Below are 18,453 nucleotides of genomic sequence, written 5' to 3'. Positions count from 1 at the left end.
CCATTAGGCCAACGTCTCCATCACCTGCACAATTCTTAGAAAAGCCCAGTCCAGCTGCTCTTCGGTTATGATGAGCGGCGGCGCGAATCGGATGGTCCGTTCATGCGTCTCTTTGCAGAGGACGCCTAATCGCATGAGCGCTTCGCAATAAGGTCTTGCGGGGACCATTAATTCCATTCCAATGAATAAGCCTCGACCTCGGATCTGGTGGATTTGCGGCGACTGGATCGTGGAGAGCTTCTGCATGAAATACGCTCCTAACGTCTCTGACCGTTCCACAAGATGCTCTTCCTCGAGGACGTCCAGCGCGGCGATGGCGACTGCACAAGCAAGTGGATTGCCGCCAAAGGTAGAGCCATGCGAACCAGGTTCGAAGACGCCAAGAATCTCCTCACTCGCTGCAACGGCCGAGATCGGCATGACGCCTCCGCCTAGCGCCTTGCCTACAATATAGACATCCGGGACGACATCTTCCCAATCACACGCGAATTTGCGTCCTGTACGGCCGAATCCGGTCTGAATCTCATCTGCGATGAATAAGACGCGATGCCGCCGACAACATGCGTACGCTTGCTTCAAATACCCTGCAGGAGGCATAAGAATACCCGCCTCCCCTTGAATCGGCTCGATCAGGAAGGCGGCAGTATGTGGAGTGATCGCAGTTTCCAGCGCCTCCAGATCACCGAATGGAATCACTCGGAACCCCGGTGTAAACGGACCAAATCCCTCGCGGTAGGAATCCGTTGAGCTGAGGGATGTTACCGTTACGGTACGCCCATGGAAGTTATCGCTGCACACGATGATTTCAGCCTGATCTGCCGGGATCTGTTTGTGCCTATAGGCCCATCGGCGTGCCGCTTTAATCGCAGTCTCTACCGCTTCTGCCCCCGTGTTCATCGGCAGCAGCATGGCTTTTCCCGTATAATCGGCAAGCTTGGCATAAAACTTTCCCAAGGTCTCGCTATAAAATGCGCGGGACGTAAGTGTAACGCGATCTGCTTGATCCTTCAAGGCCTGAATGATTTTTGGATGGCGATGACCATGGTTCATAGCGGAATAAGCGCTTAGCATGTCCATGTACTGCCGCCCTTCCAGATCCTCTACCCATACGCCCTCCGCTCGTGCAATCACAACGGGCAACGGATGATAATTATGCGCACCAAATTGGTTCGTCTGTGCCATGATGAAATCTGAGTGTGACATGGACATTCCTCCCTTGGGCTAACATCTCACTTCTAGAGGTAGTTCAAAAAGGCATCATTTGATCACGAAGTTATTCAAGAAGCATAATCGACATCCAATCTTGCGTTCACCTTCGAAAGTTAACGCTTACGAAGTATGTTTCCTTTGGAAACATTTCAGGTACTCATTTAGGTTTCGCCTAAACTCCGTTCCTTGAAAGTTTTTCGAAGAAAAACTCACTACGGAAGCATAGGCCCTTCAGGTTCTCGCAACATTCAGCAGCTTACGATGCAAGTATTCTGCGAAAACTTACAGGTGCTGAAATGCCGACTTTTTGAACACGTACTTCTATAATATATTCACGCGGGCTACTTATGCGTGCACAAGAAAATACCCCAGGGATACCCTGGGGTATTATTGGCGATTCATCCCGCCTAGCGGGCGCGTTCACACAACATACAAGATAAATAAATGGTATAAAATGCTATAATTTGATATATCAAAATTCTAACAATGGGAGGTTCGTCCTATGCTTCGAAGGTATCCGCGAAATGTATGGCTTATTCTTGGATTGTGCTCCTTCATCCTCTTATTCGATCTGACGATGGCCAGGTCACAGCTATATCTCGACAATACACCGCTCATGAACGTCGGGATAACGTTAGATTATATGCTCGTTATTCCGGCGTTGCTGTACTTCTTCGTCTTCCGCAAACAGAATAACACCCTCGCGCCGATTCTGGTCTGCTCCATCCTTGGATATGTTGCCTTGCGGCTGATTCTTCCTAATATAGAGCAAGGCATGACGCGTCACCTGGAGTACGTATTGATCCCGCTCGAGGTGATGCTGGTCGCATACGAGGGACGTATCCTCTATCGCATCGTCACGCATGTTCGACAGAGCCGAACTGCTCATTCGCATCCGATCGATATCTTACGGAACAGCATCCAGTCTTCGCTGCCGAATACGAAGATCACTTCGTTCTTACTGCATGATCTCTCGATACTCTATTATACGTTGTTGGCCTGGAAATCACGGCCGTTTGAGAAGGTGGGCAAGACGTCGTTCCGATACCACAAAGAGTCGAATTGGTTCATTTTGACACTGATGATCTCAAAAATCCTGCTTATTGAAGGCGTCGCAATCCATCTGCTTGTCATGCAATGGTCGCATCCTGCGGCTTGGTTGCTCTCGATCGGCAACATATATATGATCCTGCTGCTCATTGCAGATTATCTCGCCATGTGTCTGAATCCAATCCTGCTCGGGGATGGCATCCTCCGAATGCAATATGGCATTCAGATGCGTGCAATCGTGGAGATCGAACAGATTGCATCCGTATCCCTGGTTCAATCGGTGAACCTATCCAAAGCGGAGCAGCAGACAGCCTTTACCCCATTAGCCGTCGAACCCAATGTGAAAATAGAGCTGAAACAACTGCAGACCATCCTTCGCCTCTTCGGGAAAAAACAGTCTGTGCATCAAATCTATCTATTCGTGGATGAACCTCGTGCCTTTCAGCAGGCTTGTGAAGACAATATCGCTAACCTAATGCGCCGTTAAGTTTAGCAAAATATCCTATAATAAATAGAATCCAAATGTGGACCGGATAAAACGTATAAAACATATATTTTGCAAACTTCGTATTCGGTCCGCGTTCCCCGCTATACATTAAGATCGGGATGATCGCAAAGATCATCATCCACTGCGCATCGTGCAGAAGCAGCGCCTCATAGCTAATCTCCATCCGAAGACCAATCGTCAGCACCAAGCTTACAATCCCGTAGACCAGTGCCAGTAGTCCTTTCCGATCTCGGCAGAAATAGAAGACGAACGTCATCGCTATGCCATATAACGAGGCTTCGGAATAGAAAAAGGCGACCGCAATGGCGACAACCGCTAACGGTAGACCAATGTACATCCCCTTACGATTCCATTTAGCCCATTCCATCCCCATCATCATCACCACCGCAAGCGCAAGCGATAAGAAGATATTGTTGTGAATCGGGGGGCTCTGAGGAAAACACCAAGTCAGCCACTGGGAGCCGCAAAACATGACTACCGCCCAGCTGAACAGTCTTCTTGCATATCGCATGCGATTTCTTGTATGGAAGAAGCCTTCGACGACAAAATAGAAAAAAATCGGGGATACCAACCGACCAACATAGTTCAACCACATCGGCATGCCAGGGATAAATTGATGTATATGATCGAACACCATGAAGAGCATGGCGATAAGTTTGAGTTGAAATGCGTTCAGTTTAAGATGCTGCATAGAGAAACTTCCTCCTACACTCTATCCTCTCTTCTAGCTTATTAGACGATGGGCAGAAGCATGTCCCCTCCATTCGATCTCCGGTCTACCATGAATTGGGTTATGCGATATAGATGGAAGCATCAGGCGCCTATCGTGTATTTCTGTAGGACAGAAAGCCAGATATGGCGTTTTCTGCCGCCTATATTGCATTTTCGCACGATAGAACCACCAAATCGGGAGTCTGAAGCGCAAAATGCCCAAAGTTCGTGCAAAAGTACACGAAAGTGCGGCCAAACCGGCTATTTTCACAAAAGTTCGTGCAAACATCCAACATAGACAGGGTTGCAAAGAACCCTCTTGGTTCATTCAGAGGAATATCTTGGCTCTTGTCTGGCTATTTAAAAAGATATATATTTTATGAAAAACATAATAAATTTATTGATAAACGATAAACAACAGGTTAAAATATTGTCAATATCAAAGTCTGATCACAGGAGAGGCGACCAGATGCAATCGAATCAAATAAATGGAATGAAAGAACAGATACAACCGCGATATTCATTTGCTCAAGCCACAATGCAATGGCTTCACTTCGGTTATGAGCAAGCGATGAGCTGCATTTTTCCCGTTGCAATATTCGTAACGCTGGCTGCGACCAAATGGTTTGATGTCCCTTTTATCTACAGATACGATCTTATTTTGCTGGTGCTGATTGCCGTGCAGTACTTCATGTACCGCAGCCGATTAGAGACGCTTGACGAGATCAAAGTTATTTGTGTGTTTCACATCATTGGACTGGTACTGGAACTATATAAAGTACACATGGGGTCATGGTCATATCCCGAACAGGGATATAGCAAGATATTCGGCGTCCCGCTGTACAGTGGTTTTATGTACTCAAGCGTGGCGAGTTACATGTGCCAAGTATGGCGGCAGCTTAAGATGGATATGACCGGCTGGCCAGGCATGATACCTGCATCTGCGCTTGGAGCGGCGATCTATTTGAACTTCTTCAGCCACCACTTTATCCCTGATGCTCGCTGGTGGCTCATGGCGCTCGTACCGATTGTGTTTTGGAAAACCCAGATTTGGTTCACGGTTCGCGCAAAGACTTACCGTATGCCGCTAACGGTTGCCTTCTTGCTCGTAGGATTTTTCATATGGCTCGCAGAAAACATCGCAACATTTTTGGGCGCTTGGACCTATCCGGATCAACAAGAAGTATGGCAGCCGGTCGGCTTCGGCAAAATCAGCTCGTGGTTCCTGCTCGTCATCATCAGCGTCATTATCGTGGCGCAGTTAAAACATGTGAAAGCGGGCAAAAGCAGGCTTTCACGCTGGGTAGAGTAAAAATTACGCGATGAAGCATCCCATCAAGGGAGAAGGGAATATCTCTCGGAAGAGCTTGCGTTCAGCATTTGGGAGCCAACTCCATCCATCTCATCCAATCCAAGGAATGCCCGCCCACATCGAAGCCACCAGACGTCTTTGCTGGTGGCCTTTTTTGTGCCCCTTCAATTGGCGATGAAGCATCCCATCAAGGGAGGAGGAGATATCTCTCGCAAGAGTTTACGTTCGGCATTTGGGAGCCCATTCCATCCACCTCATCCAATCCAAGGAATGGGCGGACAAGAGACGACTGGAGAGTGATATCCCTTCGGACTGGCTGAGGATGCTGCAGCGCCCCCACTGCGAGCGCGCAAAAAAAGCCACCAGGAACAACGCCTGATGGCTCTCGATTAAAATTCAAATACGAAATCCTCGTCCCGCAGCGGCTCCACGTTCGTCGTCCGAACATAGCCATTCCCCTTCTTCGAGAAGAAGTCATGCTGCTTCGTCTTTGTGCTCAATCCGTTCAGTACGATCGGATTCACTTCTTCCTCTTCGAACTTCGGCTCAAGACCGAGGTTCATGAGGGCTTTGTTCGCATTATAGCGCACGAACGATTTCACATCTGCAGCGAGTCCAATCGCTGTGTAAATCGTATCGGTATACGATTCCTCGTTCGCTTGCAGCTGCTCTAATAGTTCGTACAGATCGCGCGTGCAAGCCTCTTGCTCTTCTGCCGTTAGCTTCGCAAATACTTCTTGCGCTAAAACACCAACGTAGACCCCGTGAATACTCTCATCACGGATGATTAAGTCGATGATCTCGCCGCTGCTTGTCATTTTACCTTGACCAGCAAGGTAGAGCGGATAGAAGAATCCGCTATAGAACAAGTAGCTCTCGAGCAATACAGAAGCGGCCATCGCCATGTACAGATCACGAGGCGTGACGATCGATGTGTAGTAGCCGGAGATCAGCTTCGCTTTCTTCTGCAAATGCGGCTCATCTTCGACCCATTTGAACAACTGATCGATCTCTTCGCTATTCGCCAGCGTCGTGAAAATGCTGCTGTAGGACTTCGCATGGATTTGCTCCATCATCCCCATGAACGCAAGCACCGCCTTGCGCTGCAATCCGTCCACGTGCTCCAGAATTTTCGGCATCCCTACGCCGCCTTGAATCGTATCGAGCAGCGTAAGCCCGCCGAGTACCTTCATATACGTATCACGTTCTTCCGGCTTCAAGGCCACCCATGACATTTTGTCATCGGAGAGTGGAATCTCTTCATCCGTCCAGAACTGCATAATATTCTGATTCCAAAACATTGCTGTAAAATCGTCATCGGGACGATTCCAATTGACTGCTTTCATGTCTTTCTTCCCCCTAGTTCATGAACCTATGAACCTCTATTATACCGAACAACTAATACATTCTTCTACGGATAAATGATTCGTTCTTGTGTAATAGAGCGACTTCAAGCCTTTGCGTGCCGCATAGAGATAGTATCTTGCCAGCTCACGGGTCGTGACGTTGCTGTTCACGTGAAGAACGGTTGAAATCCCTTGGTCGACGTGCTGCTGAATTTCAGAGATCAAATCGATGACCTTGAATTGGTCCATTTGATACGCCGATTTATAGTAGAAATAGTTATCCTTCGCCAAGTACGGCATTGGGTAGTAAGTCGTTGAGTTCGCGTACGTCCGCGTCTCGATATGCTCAACAATCGGCATGACGCTTGATGTTGCATTTTGAATATATGAAATACTTTGCGTTGGCGCAATCGCCAAGCGGTATGCATGGTACAAGCCATGTGCTTGAACTTTAGCCTTGAGTGCTGTCCAATCTTCTGGCGATGGAATCTCCATGCCTGCGAACAGCTTCAGCACTTTCTCCGATGATGGACGGAAATCCGTCTCTTCGTATCTTGTGAAGTAATTCCCGTTCGCATATTCCGACTTGTCAAAATCACGGAACGTCTCGCCGCGATCGCGGGCGATTTCCATACTTTTCTCGAGCGAGTAGTAGTTCATCATCATGAAGAACGCGCTAGCGAATTCCTTCGCATCATTGCTGTCATACGCAATTTTGTTCTTCGCAAGGTAACCGTTCAGGTTCATCGCGCCGAGACCCACCGAGTGCATCTCGTCGTTTGCTTTGCGTACCCCTGGCGCATTCGGAATGCTCGTCATGTCGCTAACGGCCGTCAATGCTTCAATTCCTTCATGAACGGATTCTTTGATTTTCCCGTGTTCCATAACGTTCACGATATTTAACGATGCTAAGTTACAGCTAATATCGCGGCGGATCACATCTCCCTCGCCATAGTTGCCGATTTCGGATGTCTCTTGCAGCTGGAAGATCTCCGTACAGAGGTTCGACATCTTCACGGAACCGATACCTTTGAGGGCATGAGCTTCATTCGCATTGGTCTTATTCATGATGTACGGATATCCGGACTCGAGCTGGATCATGCCGATCTTCACGAGCATATCACGTGCGCTCATGATGACCTTCTTCTTCACCTTATCGTTCGCAAGCAATTCATCATACATCTGATCCAAATCCATGTCATCCAAATGTACGCCGTATTCTTTGTAGACCGAATAAGGAGCGAAGACATGCAATGGTTGGTTCTCTTCTGCCAAACGGTAGAATTTGTCCGGTACGATCAGACCGATCGAAAGTGTCTTAATCCGCAATTTCTCATCCGCGTTGATCTTCTTACAGTCGAGGAACTCCACAACGTCCCAGCCGAAAATATTATAGTATCCTGCGCCGGAGCCTTTACGCTGACCCATTTGGTCCGCATAGGAGAATGCATCCTCCATCAGCTTCAGAACAGGCATGATTCCTTTTGCCGCGCCTTCTACGCCTTTAATCGCCTCTCCGCGTCCGCGAAGCTTCGATAAGTTCACTGCAACACCGCCACCGATCTTCGATAGCTGCATGCACGTGCCAAGCACATAGTTAATGGAGTTAAGCGCATCGTCCATCTCAAGCAGGAAGCACGATACCATCTCCCCACGGCGTTTCTTACCGGAGTTCAGGAAGGTTGGTGTTGCAGGCTGAACGCGTTGCTCCATCATCGCTACCGCAAGACGTTTCGCTTTGTCGAAATCGCCATCCCCTAAGTGAAGAGATACCATCGATACGCGATCGGAGTACTGCTCTAGATATTGCTTGTGGTCATTACTCTTCAAGGCGTAATCCAGATAAAATTTAGAAGCTGCCATATAGGACTGGAATTCGAATCCTGAAGCTCTTGTTAGTTCAAAGATTTCCTCGACCTGGGCAGCCGTATATTTCTCATATACATTCTCGTAGTATTCGTGCTCAATCATATAGTTAACTTGCTCTTGGATCGTATCGAACCGCAAGCTCTTACTTGCTACCTCTTCCATAAATGCTGTTACCGCCTCATGGTCGCGATCCAAACGGAAAAATCCGTCCGCGTCACGAAGCATCAATTGGTTATTTAACTCAATATGCCGCAATGCTGTTCACTCCTTCTACAAAACGTTGCACATCATTTGTCGTGCCCGATAGTTCAAACTTCGAAATGACTGGTACATCATACATCATCGCAATCGTATCCGCGCTCTTCGCAAAGCTCGTTCCCCAGTTACGGTTCCCGCTCGCCGATACGCCTTTCATTAACGATCCGTTCTTCTGCAAGAAAGATTGTACCTTCTCTGGAATTTGACCGAACCCTGTCGTGTACGTAATCAGAACAAATGGCTCATCCATCTGTGTCTGCTCGTCAATCTCCACAGTTTTCATATTCAATTTATGTACGAATCTTCTTACATTCCCGGTCTTAGAATCATATGCGATGACCATTTCGTAACTCAGTCCTCTCTCTTATACTCACAAAAAAAAGCGCATTTGGCGCAAACAGCCAAACGCACCTTAACGGTTGGTTCACTCATTAAGACGACGCTAGCACGTTCCTATCTCCGTAGGCATGACATGTGCAAATGACAGGCAGGTCTCCTGGCTCAAGAATCATCGTGATTGCCGCCTTCCCAATTTGTACGATTTGTACTAATCAGTGGCTCTCTAGCAACCGCTCCTCTATTACAGTGGCGGGACCGCGCCGGATTTTAACCGGTCTTCCCTATTAATCTTTGCACTCTAACACTAGAGGTGCAAAAAACCTGTACATCACGATATGTAGTTGTGCTTAATCAATTTACATCAATATATTGTGCTTGTCAATACAATAACATGCCTATATTTCGGGTTGGAAAGGGATACAATCGGCGTAAAATAAGGGTTTTATATCATTAAAAATTTTGTTTTCTAAAATTTATTTTAGATTTCATAGATTTCTTCTTGTCCATATCTAGTGGCACGAATTTCGTCACAACACAAAAACCGCTGCCGAATTGGCAACGGTTCTCGCTCTCGATTCACGTTCGAGATTAAGCCTGTATTGTCGTACCGCCTTGGCGTTTCAGATCCAGATCACGGATCATCTGCTTCTCCACGCGATCGATCTTGTAGAACATGAATAGGATGATCGAGATCGTGAAGCAGATCAGCGGCAGCCAGACGAAGTTGAATTGAATGGATGCAAGCGCCGAGCTGGATTGCTCTTGATTCGGCACATAGTGCCCAATATTTAGAATCCACGCGGCAAGCGCACCGCCGATCCCCATCCCGAACTTCACGCCGAATGCACTTGCTGCGGTTAATAGACCTTGCGCACGTATGCCGGATTTCCATTCGCCGTAATCAACGGTATCTGCGAGCATCGCAAATAGAATACCAGCCGCAAATCCCAATCCAATATTCCCAATGACAATGGCTGCAACAATTAACGGAATAGAGAACATACTCGCCGCGATAAACGCGATAAGCTGTCCCACTGCCCCAATGATAAATCCTAGTACAGCAGTCTTCGTCTTTCCAAGGCGCTTCGTTAGCACAGGTGCAACGGCAATCCCGACCAGCAGCATAATATTAAGTCCATTAACTAATGGGATCAGATCCTCGCGAGCGAAGTTATATTTGAAGAAATAAATGGCGGACTGACCTTTTCCTGTCATGGCTAGCCACAAAAATACGTTAATCACAAGCAGCAGCCACCATGGCGTATTGCCTTTAATCGCCTTGATTCCTTCCTTAAACGGCACGGCCTGATTGCCATTCGCCGTCTGCACGCGTTCACGTGTATTAGCGAACGTAATGAAGAACATGACGACCGCAAGCGATGCGAAGAGGATCATCGTCAGCATGAAGCCTCTCTGCTGGTTGCCCCCACCAAAGGCCGCAACGAGCGGCAGCGCACCGATACTAACAATTAATCCACCGATTTGCCCGAAGATCATCCGAACGGAATTGACGACAGTACGCTCTTGAGAGTTGCTCGTCAAACTTGGCAAAAGGGACGTCAGCGGCAAGTTAATTGCGGCATACAGAATACCCAATGCAATATACGTCACGTATGCATAGATTAGTTTTCCCGAATCGCTGAAATCCGGTGTCATGAACGTTAACACCGCGACGACTGCAAATGGGATGGCGAGCCATAAGAAGTAGGGTCTCGATTTACCCCATTTTGTATTCGTACGGTCGATCAGCACCCCGATAATCGGACTGTCAAAAGCATCGATCACCCGTGCAACCAGGAACAACGTTCCGACCGCAGCGACATTTAATCCATAGACATCCGTGTAGAAAAACATGAGATATAGCGTGATCATTTGAAATATCAAATTTGATCCTGTATCGCCTAATCCATAACTAATACGCTCTTTCCATGAAACTTCTGGCTTCATGAAGATCCCTCCAACGATCAATTTGTGTAGCTATCCGCTCGTGCTGTATGGTTGGCCCCCCACCATGTAAGCCCTTACATTTTGAATTATATTAAATTTTAACGGGGGCAACTTTCCGATTCTTAATCTAAACCATGTCAATTTTTCTGCTTATCCAAGACCGCTAGGAACCGCTTACATCGAATCACAAAAAAAGACACCTTCGAAACGCATCGAAAATGTCTTTTCTTCTCCATCAAAAATGTCGCAGCGGCCGCAGCTCATAGAACCGAACCTCATGCGGACTTAACGTATATTTAAATCGCGCCGCTGACTCATGAATCTCAATTGTCTTATATTCTTGCCAAGGCGCAGCCTTTTGGTTCAAATAGTCGACCATCCCGGGCGTCAATTCGGCCGGTGCTCCCATCGCCAGCCACGTGTCGTAGGCGCTTCCATGCTCCCGATTGATATGCATGCTGTGAAGCTCATAGGTCCCCGGCGGGATGTCCTCGCAGGTGAAGCTCATCTCTAGATCATTCATATCTTGGAAGACATGATATCGATTCAGCGAATCGATGCCCAGCGCGTCCTGCATCTCATAAAGCTTGTCATAATGGCAATAATGGTACAGGAGCAATTGATAGCAGTGCCCCCGCTGCGTCAGGCAATAACCTTTTCCACGATCCCGTAACTGGTCGCCCAGCTGACTCAGCATCTGGTAGACGTAATAGCCCGGCTTCTTGATGCCATTATTCGTAATTAGCCCCAGCCCCCCATGGAACGTCTCACGTGGCGGCGGCAGCTCTTCCAGATGATCGGTAAGGGTCCAATAGGCCAAACCTGTTATGTCCTCATTCTCAACAATATTCTTCGCGATGTAGGCTGCTTTGAAGACAGTATCATTCGTCAGATCCCGATGATCTCCCGTTGCATTCCATTCGGTAATATAAATCTCTGGCATCTTGATCTTCTCTTGCTGGAACTTCTTCTTCAGCAACGTCATCGTCTCGGCCAGATAGTCGTTCGCCCTGCTGGTCGGCAGCCATGTCACTTCTCCGTTCTCACCAAGCACCCCTGACGGATAACTGTGGAAAGAGAAGAAGTCCGGCATGCAATCCTGACTGCGGCAAAAAGCCCAGTACGACGACAGCCACTCTTCTTGGTAAATCGTATCCGAAAGGATTTCAGGACCTCCGAACTTCAAATCGGGACTAATCCGCTTCACCGTACGATAGGTTGCTTCATACATCGCCAAATAATCTTCCATCGTATCTTTCCAGAACAAGAAGAGATCCGGTTCATTCCAGCATGTATATTTCCAAGTGCGAAGCGTCTCCAGGCCGTAGCGATGCTCGCAATGTATCATGAATTGACGAATCAGCTCTGCCCATTGATTCAAATCCTTCGGCTTGCTCACGTTACTCTTCTTATAGAAGATGCCCTGCTCACCGCTCGCCAAGTCTCTTGGCATAAATCCAAACTCAATATACGGCTTAAGCCCGATCCCCTGCAAAAAATCGAATAGCTGGTCCACATAGAAAAAATTATAGATGGGGTTCCCCTGCGTATCCTCACGATAGACCATCATCTCATCATCGAATATGCCATGAAACCGAATATATTCGAAATTCAACAGAGACTGCATCGATCGTACATGCTGCTGTACCTCGTGATAGAGCCCTTCCTTTGCTTTGCCGATCGTACAGATTTTCTGCCAATAAGGCTTAAGCGGTTTGGCATTCCCCGTCAACTGAAGGTGGATTTCCTGCGTCACCACACCCTTATCCGACGTTCGATCGACCCGCGACAGGTTTCGATCCGGCAAATATTTGAACAACGCGCCATAAGCGTTCTCGCGATCAAATTCCAGATAAGACGAAATTTTCTGTCCCGTGGTCACTTTCCGTTCCCTATGATGTTCATCCTGCAGCTCTTTCCGGTATTGGTTCGGCGTCATATTATAGACGTCCTTGAACGCCTTGTGGAAAGACTTCAAATTCGGAAACCCATGATCCATCGCAATCTGCGTAATTGAATAATCGGTATAGGCGATATCCTTCACCGCGTGGTTCAGCCTGATCGTGTTCACATATTTCGTGAACGACTGCCCCATATGCTTCTGGAAAAAATTCGACAAATACGGCACGGACAAATATTCCTGCGATGCAAGCTCATTCAAATTGAGCGGCTTCATATAATTTTCTTGAATATAATTGGCGATCCGCAGCATCCGATCCATGTGCTTTGGGCTAATCTTGCCGCTGTCTTCGCTCTCTCCTTCTTTGAATTTCCAGATGAGCAAATAGAGGAGCTGGAATAACAGCGACTTCATCTTGAGCTCATAGCCGTAGCCTTCCTTGTTATAGACCCACATCATCTCGGCCAGCAGCATCCGCACCTCATTGAATCGCTCCTGCTCCTCCGGTTCATACATGAACGATTTCAGATGGAACGATAGCGAATCCGCATGTTCGAAGTGATCGCTTAGAAAAGAAATTGGAATTTGCAGTACAAGCAATAAATTATCTTCGTCGGCAATGATGGAATGAATCTCATTACTATTGATAAGGATCATATCTTCTTCATGGAGTGTATATTTCTTGCGCTGAATGTACATATCAACATTGCCCTTCAGCACGAAGAACAGCTCCAAGCTGTCGTGCCAATGGTCATGGACATATTTCGCGCGATGAAGAAAAATATTAATCTTTAATTTAGCATCCAGCGGGATGCTCTCATAAATATAATCCACTCGGATCACCTCATCGCTTCTCGCGTCAACTATGAACCCTTCATATTCCTAGTATGACGGAGCAAAGAGGACAGGTCAAATGACCTGTCCTGAGCCCTTGCTTATTCGTGTCCTAGTGCTTTCTTCCCGTTCTCAACATAACTCTGGTCGCCGACCTTGCCCACATGGAACTCGCCATTCTCATACTCGATGATGGTCACGCTGGAGTTCGGCAGCGGCTTCATGCCCCAAGCCTTCGGATCTAGCGCATTGACCAAATTCACCGTTGACATTCCGTGGGATACGACCATGATGTTGCCATTCGCATCCTTATATTTGGCGGCAACACTCTTCAAGAAATCCTTGAACCGATCCACAACCTCTTGCGTGCTCTCCCCGCCCGCTTTGGTGAACACATTCGGGTTCGTATACATGTCCGGGTTCGCTTTCAAGACATCTTCGCCCTTCATACCTTCCCATTCGCCATAGTTGAACTCCTTGAGGCGCTTATCGAGCTGCAATGGAAGATCGCGCCCCCCAAGAGCCAGCATGCCTGTATCGACAGCACGTTCACTCGTACTGCTGTATGCAGCTAAGAAAGGCACGTTCTCAAGCCCTTTGCCTAAATATTTCGCGACCTCAATGCCTTCCTTCGTCAGCGGGGAATCGGACCAGCCCTGCATTAATCCTTGCACATTGAAGAGCGTCTCGCCGTGGCGAACGAAGTAGAAGCGAAGCTTCTTCTCGCCTTTCTCGGCATAGCTCATATCGCCGACTTTCAGCACTTTGAATTTGCCGTCTTTCCATTGAAGCGTCGTCACGCTGGAGTTCGGCAGCGGCTTCATGCCCCATGCATTCTTATCTATCGCGAGCAGAAGATTAACTGTCGCCATCCCATGCGCGACGACCATGACGTTGCCACCCGTCGATTTATGCTTCTCCGCAATGTCTGTGAGTGCCGCCTTCATCCGGTCAATCACTTCCTGGGTGCTCTCGCCGCCTGCTTGCTTGAACACATTTGGATTCGTGTACATGTCAGGATGCTGCTTCAGAATGTCTTCGCCCTTCGCGCCTTCCCACTCGCCATAGTTGAATTCCTTCAAACGCTTATCGGTGATCAGCGAAATACCTCTGCCTTTCAGCGCAATGTTCGCCGTATCCATCGCACGCTCGCTGGTGCTGCTGTAGGCGGCAACGAACGGAACACCCTTCAAGCCCCGACTTAAATTCTCGGCAACATGGATGCCTTCCTCCGTTAATGGCGCATCAGACCAGCCTTGCATCTTGCCTTGGACATTGAATAACGTCTCGCCGTGACGGACGAGGTAGAAGGTGACACCTTCATCCTTCGGTTCTACGGGCTTCGATGCCGCGGCCGTCGCAGCGGATCCCGCTGTCAATGTGGTAAATAGCAATGCCGCCATCATAACAGACAACAATCGTATCATGTTTCTCTTCATGCCTTGATCCCCTCTCAACACATAATTAGAAAGCGTTTTCAAATGCTATTATAAAAAAGATCCGTTCAAGCAAAATATCCAATTCTTAAGGTGGATTATGGCATTTTTTCATCCCTTTGCGCACCATCTATTCCAGCACGATAAAAGAGCTTAAATAACAACCACTGCGTGAACACGGCAAAAAACCCATCACTGTAAGGCCATTACAGCAATAGGTTCTCCCTGGTTAATGACTTATCGCCTCTCCAGGATTTCCTGTTGGGTCCGATACTCCAAAGGCGAGACCCCTTCAATCTCCCGAAACACGCGGGTGAAATGCTTCACGTTCTCGAATCCCACTTGTGTGCTGATCTCATAGACTTTGAAATCCGTACGACCTAGCAGCTCCTTGCTTCGCTCGATCCGCAGCTTGCGCAAATAACTGACAAAGGTCTCGCCCGTGTACTCCTTGAAGGCCTGACTGAAATAACTGTAATTGAGCGACACATGATTCGATACCATCGCCATATTCAGATCCTGATGATAGTGATCATGAATGTACTGCAAGGCATGATGCATTTCTTTCTGTTCGTGATGAACAGACCGCACCTGACCAACGTAATCATTCAAACGCAGCAGCAGGCTTTTGACATTATGGATGTAGTCATGGAATGTATCGAAATTATAAATATTGCCGACCCATCTATAGAGCTTGAGAATCTCGATGGATGCGTCGCCGTAGACCTCGAACACCTTGTCGAAGACAAGTTCATTCAACGATCTACTGAGGCCTTCCAAATAACATATGTCATACCGAGCAATATCCTTCGTATGGAACACATGCAGCAGCAACCGCATCATCTCCGCTTCGCGGCCCGTACCGAGCATATTCGCAATTTTCTTCAAATCGTCGATTGGGAGGTGATAATTCGCCTCTCTCCCCCGTATCGTACCGTATTCAATCGCACCGCAGCATGGCTGCAGCAGATAGTAACACAGCGCCTTGCATGCCTCTGCATAGCCCTGTCGAATCTGCTCCATGCCGATCATGGCCTCGCTGATTCCCATACGGTAGGCGAAGAACGGTTCGCATGATAGTTGGTTCGTCATCCGATACAGCATGTCGCGCTGCTCCGCAATGATGACCATTCGCCCGTTCTTATCGTTCACACGGATACAGTTCATCCCCCCCGCGTCTTCCAATGCATCGTCGATTTTACAACCGTAAGGCACGCAGTGGTCCGGCTGTCCGCTTGCCGTCATCTTCATTATTCCCACGTAATATCCATGGTCCAGCCAGTCAAGCCCTGCCTTGGACAGCCGTTCGCGCATGTCCGCTGCCGTCAATTCCTCATGCATCAGCACATAATTCAGCTGCACCGACTTATAGTCGTCCATCAACTGCATCGCGTGTGTCAGCTGGTCGGCAATCACTTGGCGCTGATTCAGCTCCGATTCTAATCGTGTGAGGACTTGGAACAATTCCTGCCGCACAATCGGCTTCAGCAGATACTCCTTGACCTCGCAGCGGATCGCTTCCTTCGCATATTGAAAATCATCATACCCGCTAAGAATGACGACGGCGAGATGCTTCATGACATCCCGTACCTGATGAATCAGTTCAATCCCATCCATCACAGGCATTCGAATATCGGTGATCAAGATCTCGACCTGTTCCTCCTGCGCGATCCGAAGCGCCTCTTCCCCATCGCCGGCAAAATAGAACGAATATTGATCTGCAAACTCACGTTCGATCATTGACTTCAGCCCGAGACGGATATTCTTTTCATCATCTACGATCAATAGCTTGCGCATGTTGCTCCACACCTCCCCCTGCGAGTATAAAATAAGGTACGACCATTCGGACCTGCGTATAGCTTCCTTCCTGACTTTTCACGCGAATACCGTATTCCTTGCCATAGAACATGGATATTCGATGATGCACATTGCGAAGCCCAATCCCCGTGCTCCTGGCATCAGGTGAACCTGCTGCGGCACGCATCCGCTGATATTCCGTCTCATCCGCCGCCAGCATCCGATTGATCTCATCCCGTTTCCGCTGATCAATTCCGATACCATCATCTTCGATCTCAATGATCATCTGATCGCCTATCACCATCGTGCGAATCGTAATCGTCAGCTTCGGCTTCTGATGCTGCGACGAACCCAAGCCGTATTTGACCGCATTCTCTACGATGGGCTGTAATGACATCTTCAACACTTCCTGCATCAGATTCGCCTTCGGAATGTCGAGCACCAGCTCCAGACGGTCTTCATAGCGAATATTCATGATCGCAATATAATGGCGGATATGACCTATCTCATCGCTTAATTTGACGTGATTGCTCGTCCACTGCAGACTATAGCGCATCATGCTCCCAAGCGATGTCAACGCATCCGAAATCGTATACTGCGCCTCGATCTCCGCCATCATTTTCAAATTTTCCAACGTGTTATAGAGAAAGTGAGAATCAATCTGATTCTTGAGCGCCTTCAGCTCCGCTTCCTTCGCTGTCGCTTGGCGGTTCACCGCATCGGCGATTAATTCTTGAATCTGCTTCAGCAGCTGCCTGAAATGATGCGCTAGCTCTCCAACTTCATCCGTCCCCTTCACCTGGATGTCGACATGGAAATCCCCTCTTCGCACTTTTTTCATCGAATCTCTTAGAATCTTCAATTTCTTCAGAATCAGGGAATGCAAGAAATAAGAGATAAGCGAGAGAAGAACAATAAGAACGAAGGTTACCAGTATCATCTGATTCCGCGTCTTATTGATATCCGATATCGTACTCTGCAGCGACACGGCATTCACAAGGGTAATATCTAAGCGATCGATATAGCTCTGAATGAATAAGAAGGGCTGCCCCTCGATAGTCAAGGCGAAGCTGTCCCTTGCCCCCTTATGATGCATGGTGAATTGTCGTGCAAGCTCTGCTGCTGGGATTCGTCTGAAAATCTCCGCCTGCTCATTCGTGTACAGACTGCCATCGCGGCTGACGATCATCATCTGGGAATCTCGATCCTGCATCATACTGAAGGTCTTCGTGAAGAAGTTCTTGAGTTCCATATTCACCTCCAGCACACCGTTATGCGTGTTATCCGGTTTCTTGAATTCCCGAAGTAGAGAGATGTACAACTCGGTACGGTTCGGGTCTGGAGAGGCCGTGACGAGCGCGCCCTGATCGCTGCGGTTAATCTCCCAACGGACAATGCCTTGTTGAGCAATGACGGTCGGATACCAAGACTTGTTCGCAATCCGGCTTTCTTTGAAAATAATCGGCCACAACTCATAGATGCTTGGATTATCCGTGAACAGCCGAATATTCGCGATGCTGGGATTGTTGAACAAAAAGTATTGAAAGGTACTGAATGTCTTGTTCTTGAAATCGAGCAAGCTCTTGACGTCAAGCTCTTCGGTACTCTGCAAATAATCGTTAATCTCATTATTCGAAAGCGACAGCTGCGCGGTTCGTTCCATCAGATTCATATTGTTCATGATCGTGGTCTTCTCAATATCGAGTATGTATTGATTCTTCTTAGTCATATCCTGAATCCGGTTCAGGTAGATATCATGGAAGAGATACCAAGATAGACATACGATTGGAATCAGGATGATCACGATGAACGAAATAATCAGCTTCATCTGGATCGACAAGCCACCGATGGATTCCATCCGATTCGCCGCCCATCTTCGCACACGATTCATGCTCCCCATCCCTTCCATCCCCATGATGTCATTAGCCCGGATCATT

Annotated in this window: 12 protein-coding genes and 1 riboswitch; of the genes, 2 read left to right on the top strand and 10 right to left on the bottom strand. The window is 48.0% G+C overall.

Annotation, left to right across the window (positions count from 1 at the left end; all coding sequences use genetic code 11):
* Positions 1 to 3: 3 nt before the first annotated feature.
* Positions 4 to 1,203 (bottom strand): ornithine--oxo-acid transaminase, encoded by a 1,200-nt coding sequence (locus GCU39_RS27835; RefSeq protein ID WP_152396449.1) that lies wholly within the window; start codon positions 1,201 to 1,203, stop codon positions 4 to 6.
* 508 nt (positions 1,204 to 1,711) lie between these two features.
* On the opposite strand from GCU39_RS27835, the gene GCU39_RS27830 reads away from it, so the two are divergent.
* Positions 1,712 to 2,746, top strand: a complete 1,035-nt coding sequence (locus GCU39_RS27830; RefSeq protein WP_152396448.1) for a hypothetical protein — start codon at positions 1,712 to 1,714, stop codon at positions 2,744 to 2,746.
* Here GCU39_RS27830 and GCU39_RS27825 read toward each other — a convergent pair.
* Positions 2,727 to 3,458, bottom strand: coding sequence for a TraX family protein (locus tag GCU39_RS27825; protein WP_152396447.1), 732 nt, complete (start codon positions 3,456 to 3,458; stop codon positions 2,727 to 2,729). The genes GCU39_RS27830 and GCU39_RS27825 overlap by 20 nt on opposite strands.
* 558 nt (positions 3,459 to 4,016) lie before the next feature.
* Between GCU39_RS27825 and GCU39_RS27820 the strand changes: the two genes are divergently transcribed.
* Complete coding sequence (locus GCU39_RS27820) at positions 4,017 to 4,790, top strand: DUF817 domain-containing protein (RefSeq protein ID WP_152397467.1); 774 nt, start codon at positions 4,017 to 4,019, stop codon at positions 4,788 to 4,790.
* Between the two features lie 389 nt (positions 4,791 to 5,179).
* Here the strand turns inward: GCU39_RS27820 and nrdF are convergent, their stop codons facing one another.
* From nrdF to GCU39_RS27780, 8 genes are all read right to left on the bottom strand, one after another.
* Positions 5,180 to 6,136, bottom strand: coding sequence for a class 1b ribonucleoside-diphosphate reductase subunit beta (nrdF, locus tag GCU39_RS27815; protein WP_152396446.1), 957 nt, complete (start codon positions 6,134 to 6,136; stop codon positions 5,180 to 5,182).
* Positions 6,137 to 6,175: 39 nt separating this feature from the next.
* Positions 6,176 to 8,260, bottom strand: coding sequence for a class 1b ribonucleoside-diphosphate reductase subunit alpha (nrdE, locus tag GCU39_RS27810; RefSeq protein WP_152396445.1), 2,085 nt, complete (start codon positions 8,258 to 8,260; stop codon positions 6,176 to 6,178).
* Complete coding sequence (gene nrdI / locus GCU39_RS27805; RefSeq protein ID WP_152396444.1) at positions 8,247 to 8,606, bottom strand: class Ib ribonucleoside-diphosphate reductase assembly flavoprotein NrdI; 360 nt, start codon at positions 8,604 to 8,606, stop codon at positions 8,247 to 8,249. The genes nrdE and nrdI overlap by 14 nt, the downstream gene beginning before the upstream one ends.
* Positions 8,607 to 8,732: 126 nt before the next feature.
* Positions 8,733 to 8,942, bottom strand: a riboswitch (cobalamin riboswitch).
* A gap of 248 nt (positions 8,943 to 9,190) precedes the next feature.
* Entirely contained in the window at positions 9,191 to 10,549 is a 1,359-nt protein-coding gene (locus GCU39_RS27800) for a glycoside-pentoside-hexuronide (GPH):cation symporter (protein WP_152396443.1), read from the bottom strand.
* A gap of 235 nt (positions 10,550 to 10,784) precedes the next feature.
* Complete coding sequence (locus GCU39_RS27795; RefSeq protein ID WP_152396442.1) at positions 10,785 to 13,283, bottom strand: GH39 family glycosyl hydrolase; 2,499 nt, start codon at positions 13,281 to 13,283, stop codon at positions 10,785 to 10,787.
* A 101-nt stretch (positions 13,284 to 13,384) separates the two neighbouring features.
* Positions 13,385 to 14,722 carry a histidine phosphatase family protein gene (locus tag GCU39_RS27790; protein WP_152396441.1) on the bottom strand — a complete coding sequence of 446 codons (1,338 nt, stop codon included), beginning with the start codon at positions 14,720 to 14,722 and terminating at the stop codon, positions 13,385 to 13,387.
* Positions 14,723 to 14,956: 234 nt separating this feature from the next.
* Positions 14,957 to 16,516, bottom strand: a complete 1,560-nt coding sequence (locus tag GCU39_RS27785; protein ID WP_152396440.1) for a response regulator transcription factor — start codon at positions 16,514 to 16,516, stop codon at positions 14,957 to 14,959.
* Complete coding sequence (locus GCU39_RS27780; RefSeq protein ID WP_227793361.1) at positions 16,491 to 18,431, bottom strand: sensor histidine kinase; 1,941 nt, start codon at positions 18,429 to 18,431, stop codon at positions 16,491 to 16,493. The genes GCU39_RS27785 and GCU39_RS27780 overlap by 26 nt, the downstream gene beginning before the upstream one ends.
* Positions 18,432 to 18,453: the final 22 nt, after the last annotated feature.

This window comes from Paenibacillus guangzhouensis, assembly GCF_009363075.1.
GTDB classification, from domain to species: domain Bacteria; phylum Bacillota; class Bacilli; order Paenibacillales; family Paenibacillaceae; genus Paenibacillus_K; species Paenibacillus_K guangzhouensis.
Note: the sequence above shows the minus strand (reverse complement) of the source record. Positions and strands in the feature narration are given on the sequence as shown.

What these genes read in the sequence shown, in the direction of transcription:
- GCU39_RS27785 (WP_152396440.1), bottom strand. Translation starts at nt 16,516, where the DNA reads ATGCGCAAGCTATTGATCGTAGATGATGAAAAGAATATCCGTCTCGGG.
- GCU39_RS27825 (WP_152396447.1), bottom strand. Translation starts at nt 3,458, where the DNA reads ATGCAGCATCTTAAACTGAACGCATTTCAACTCAAACTTATCGCCATG.
- GCU39_RS27800 (WP_152396443.1), bottom strand. Translation starts at nt 10,549, where the DNA reads ATGAAGCCAGAAGTTTCATGGAAAGAGCGTATTAGTTATGGATTAGGC.
- GCU39_RS27820 (WP_152397467.1), top strand. Translation starts at nt 4,017, where the DNA reads ATGCAATGGCTTCACTTCGGTTATGAGCAAGCGATGAGCTGCATTTTT.
- GCU39_RS27835 (WP_152396449.1), bottom strand. Translation starts at nt 1,203, where the DNA reads ATGTCACACTCAGATTTCATCATGGCACAGACGAACCAATTTGGTGCG.
- nrdF (WP_152396446.1), bottom strand. Translation starts at nt 6,136, where the DNA reads ATGAAAGCAGTCAATTGGAATCGTCCCGATGACGATTTTACAGCAATG.
- GCU39_RS27790 (WP_152396441.1), bottom strand. Translation starts at nt 14,722, where the DNA reads ATGAAGAGAAACATGATACGATTGTTGTCTGTTATGATGGCGGCATTG.
- GCU39_RS27780 (WP_227793361.1), bottom strand. Translation starts at nt 18,431, where the DNA reads ATGGGGATGGAAGGGATGGGGAGCATGAATCGTGTGCGAAGATGGGCG.
- nrdI (WP_152396444.1), bottom strand. Translation starts at nt 8,606, where the DNA reads ATGGTCATCGCATATGATTCTAAGACCGGGAATGTAAGAAGATTCGTA.
- GCU39_RS27830 (WP_152396448.1), top strand. Translation starts at nt 1,712, where the DNA reads ATGCTTCGAAGGTATCCGCGAAATGTATGGCTTATTCTTGGATTGTGC.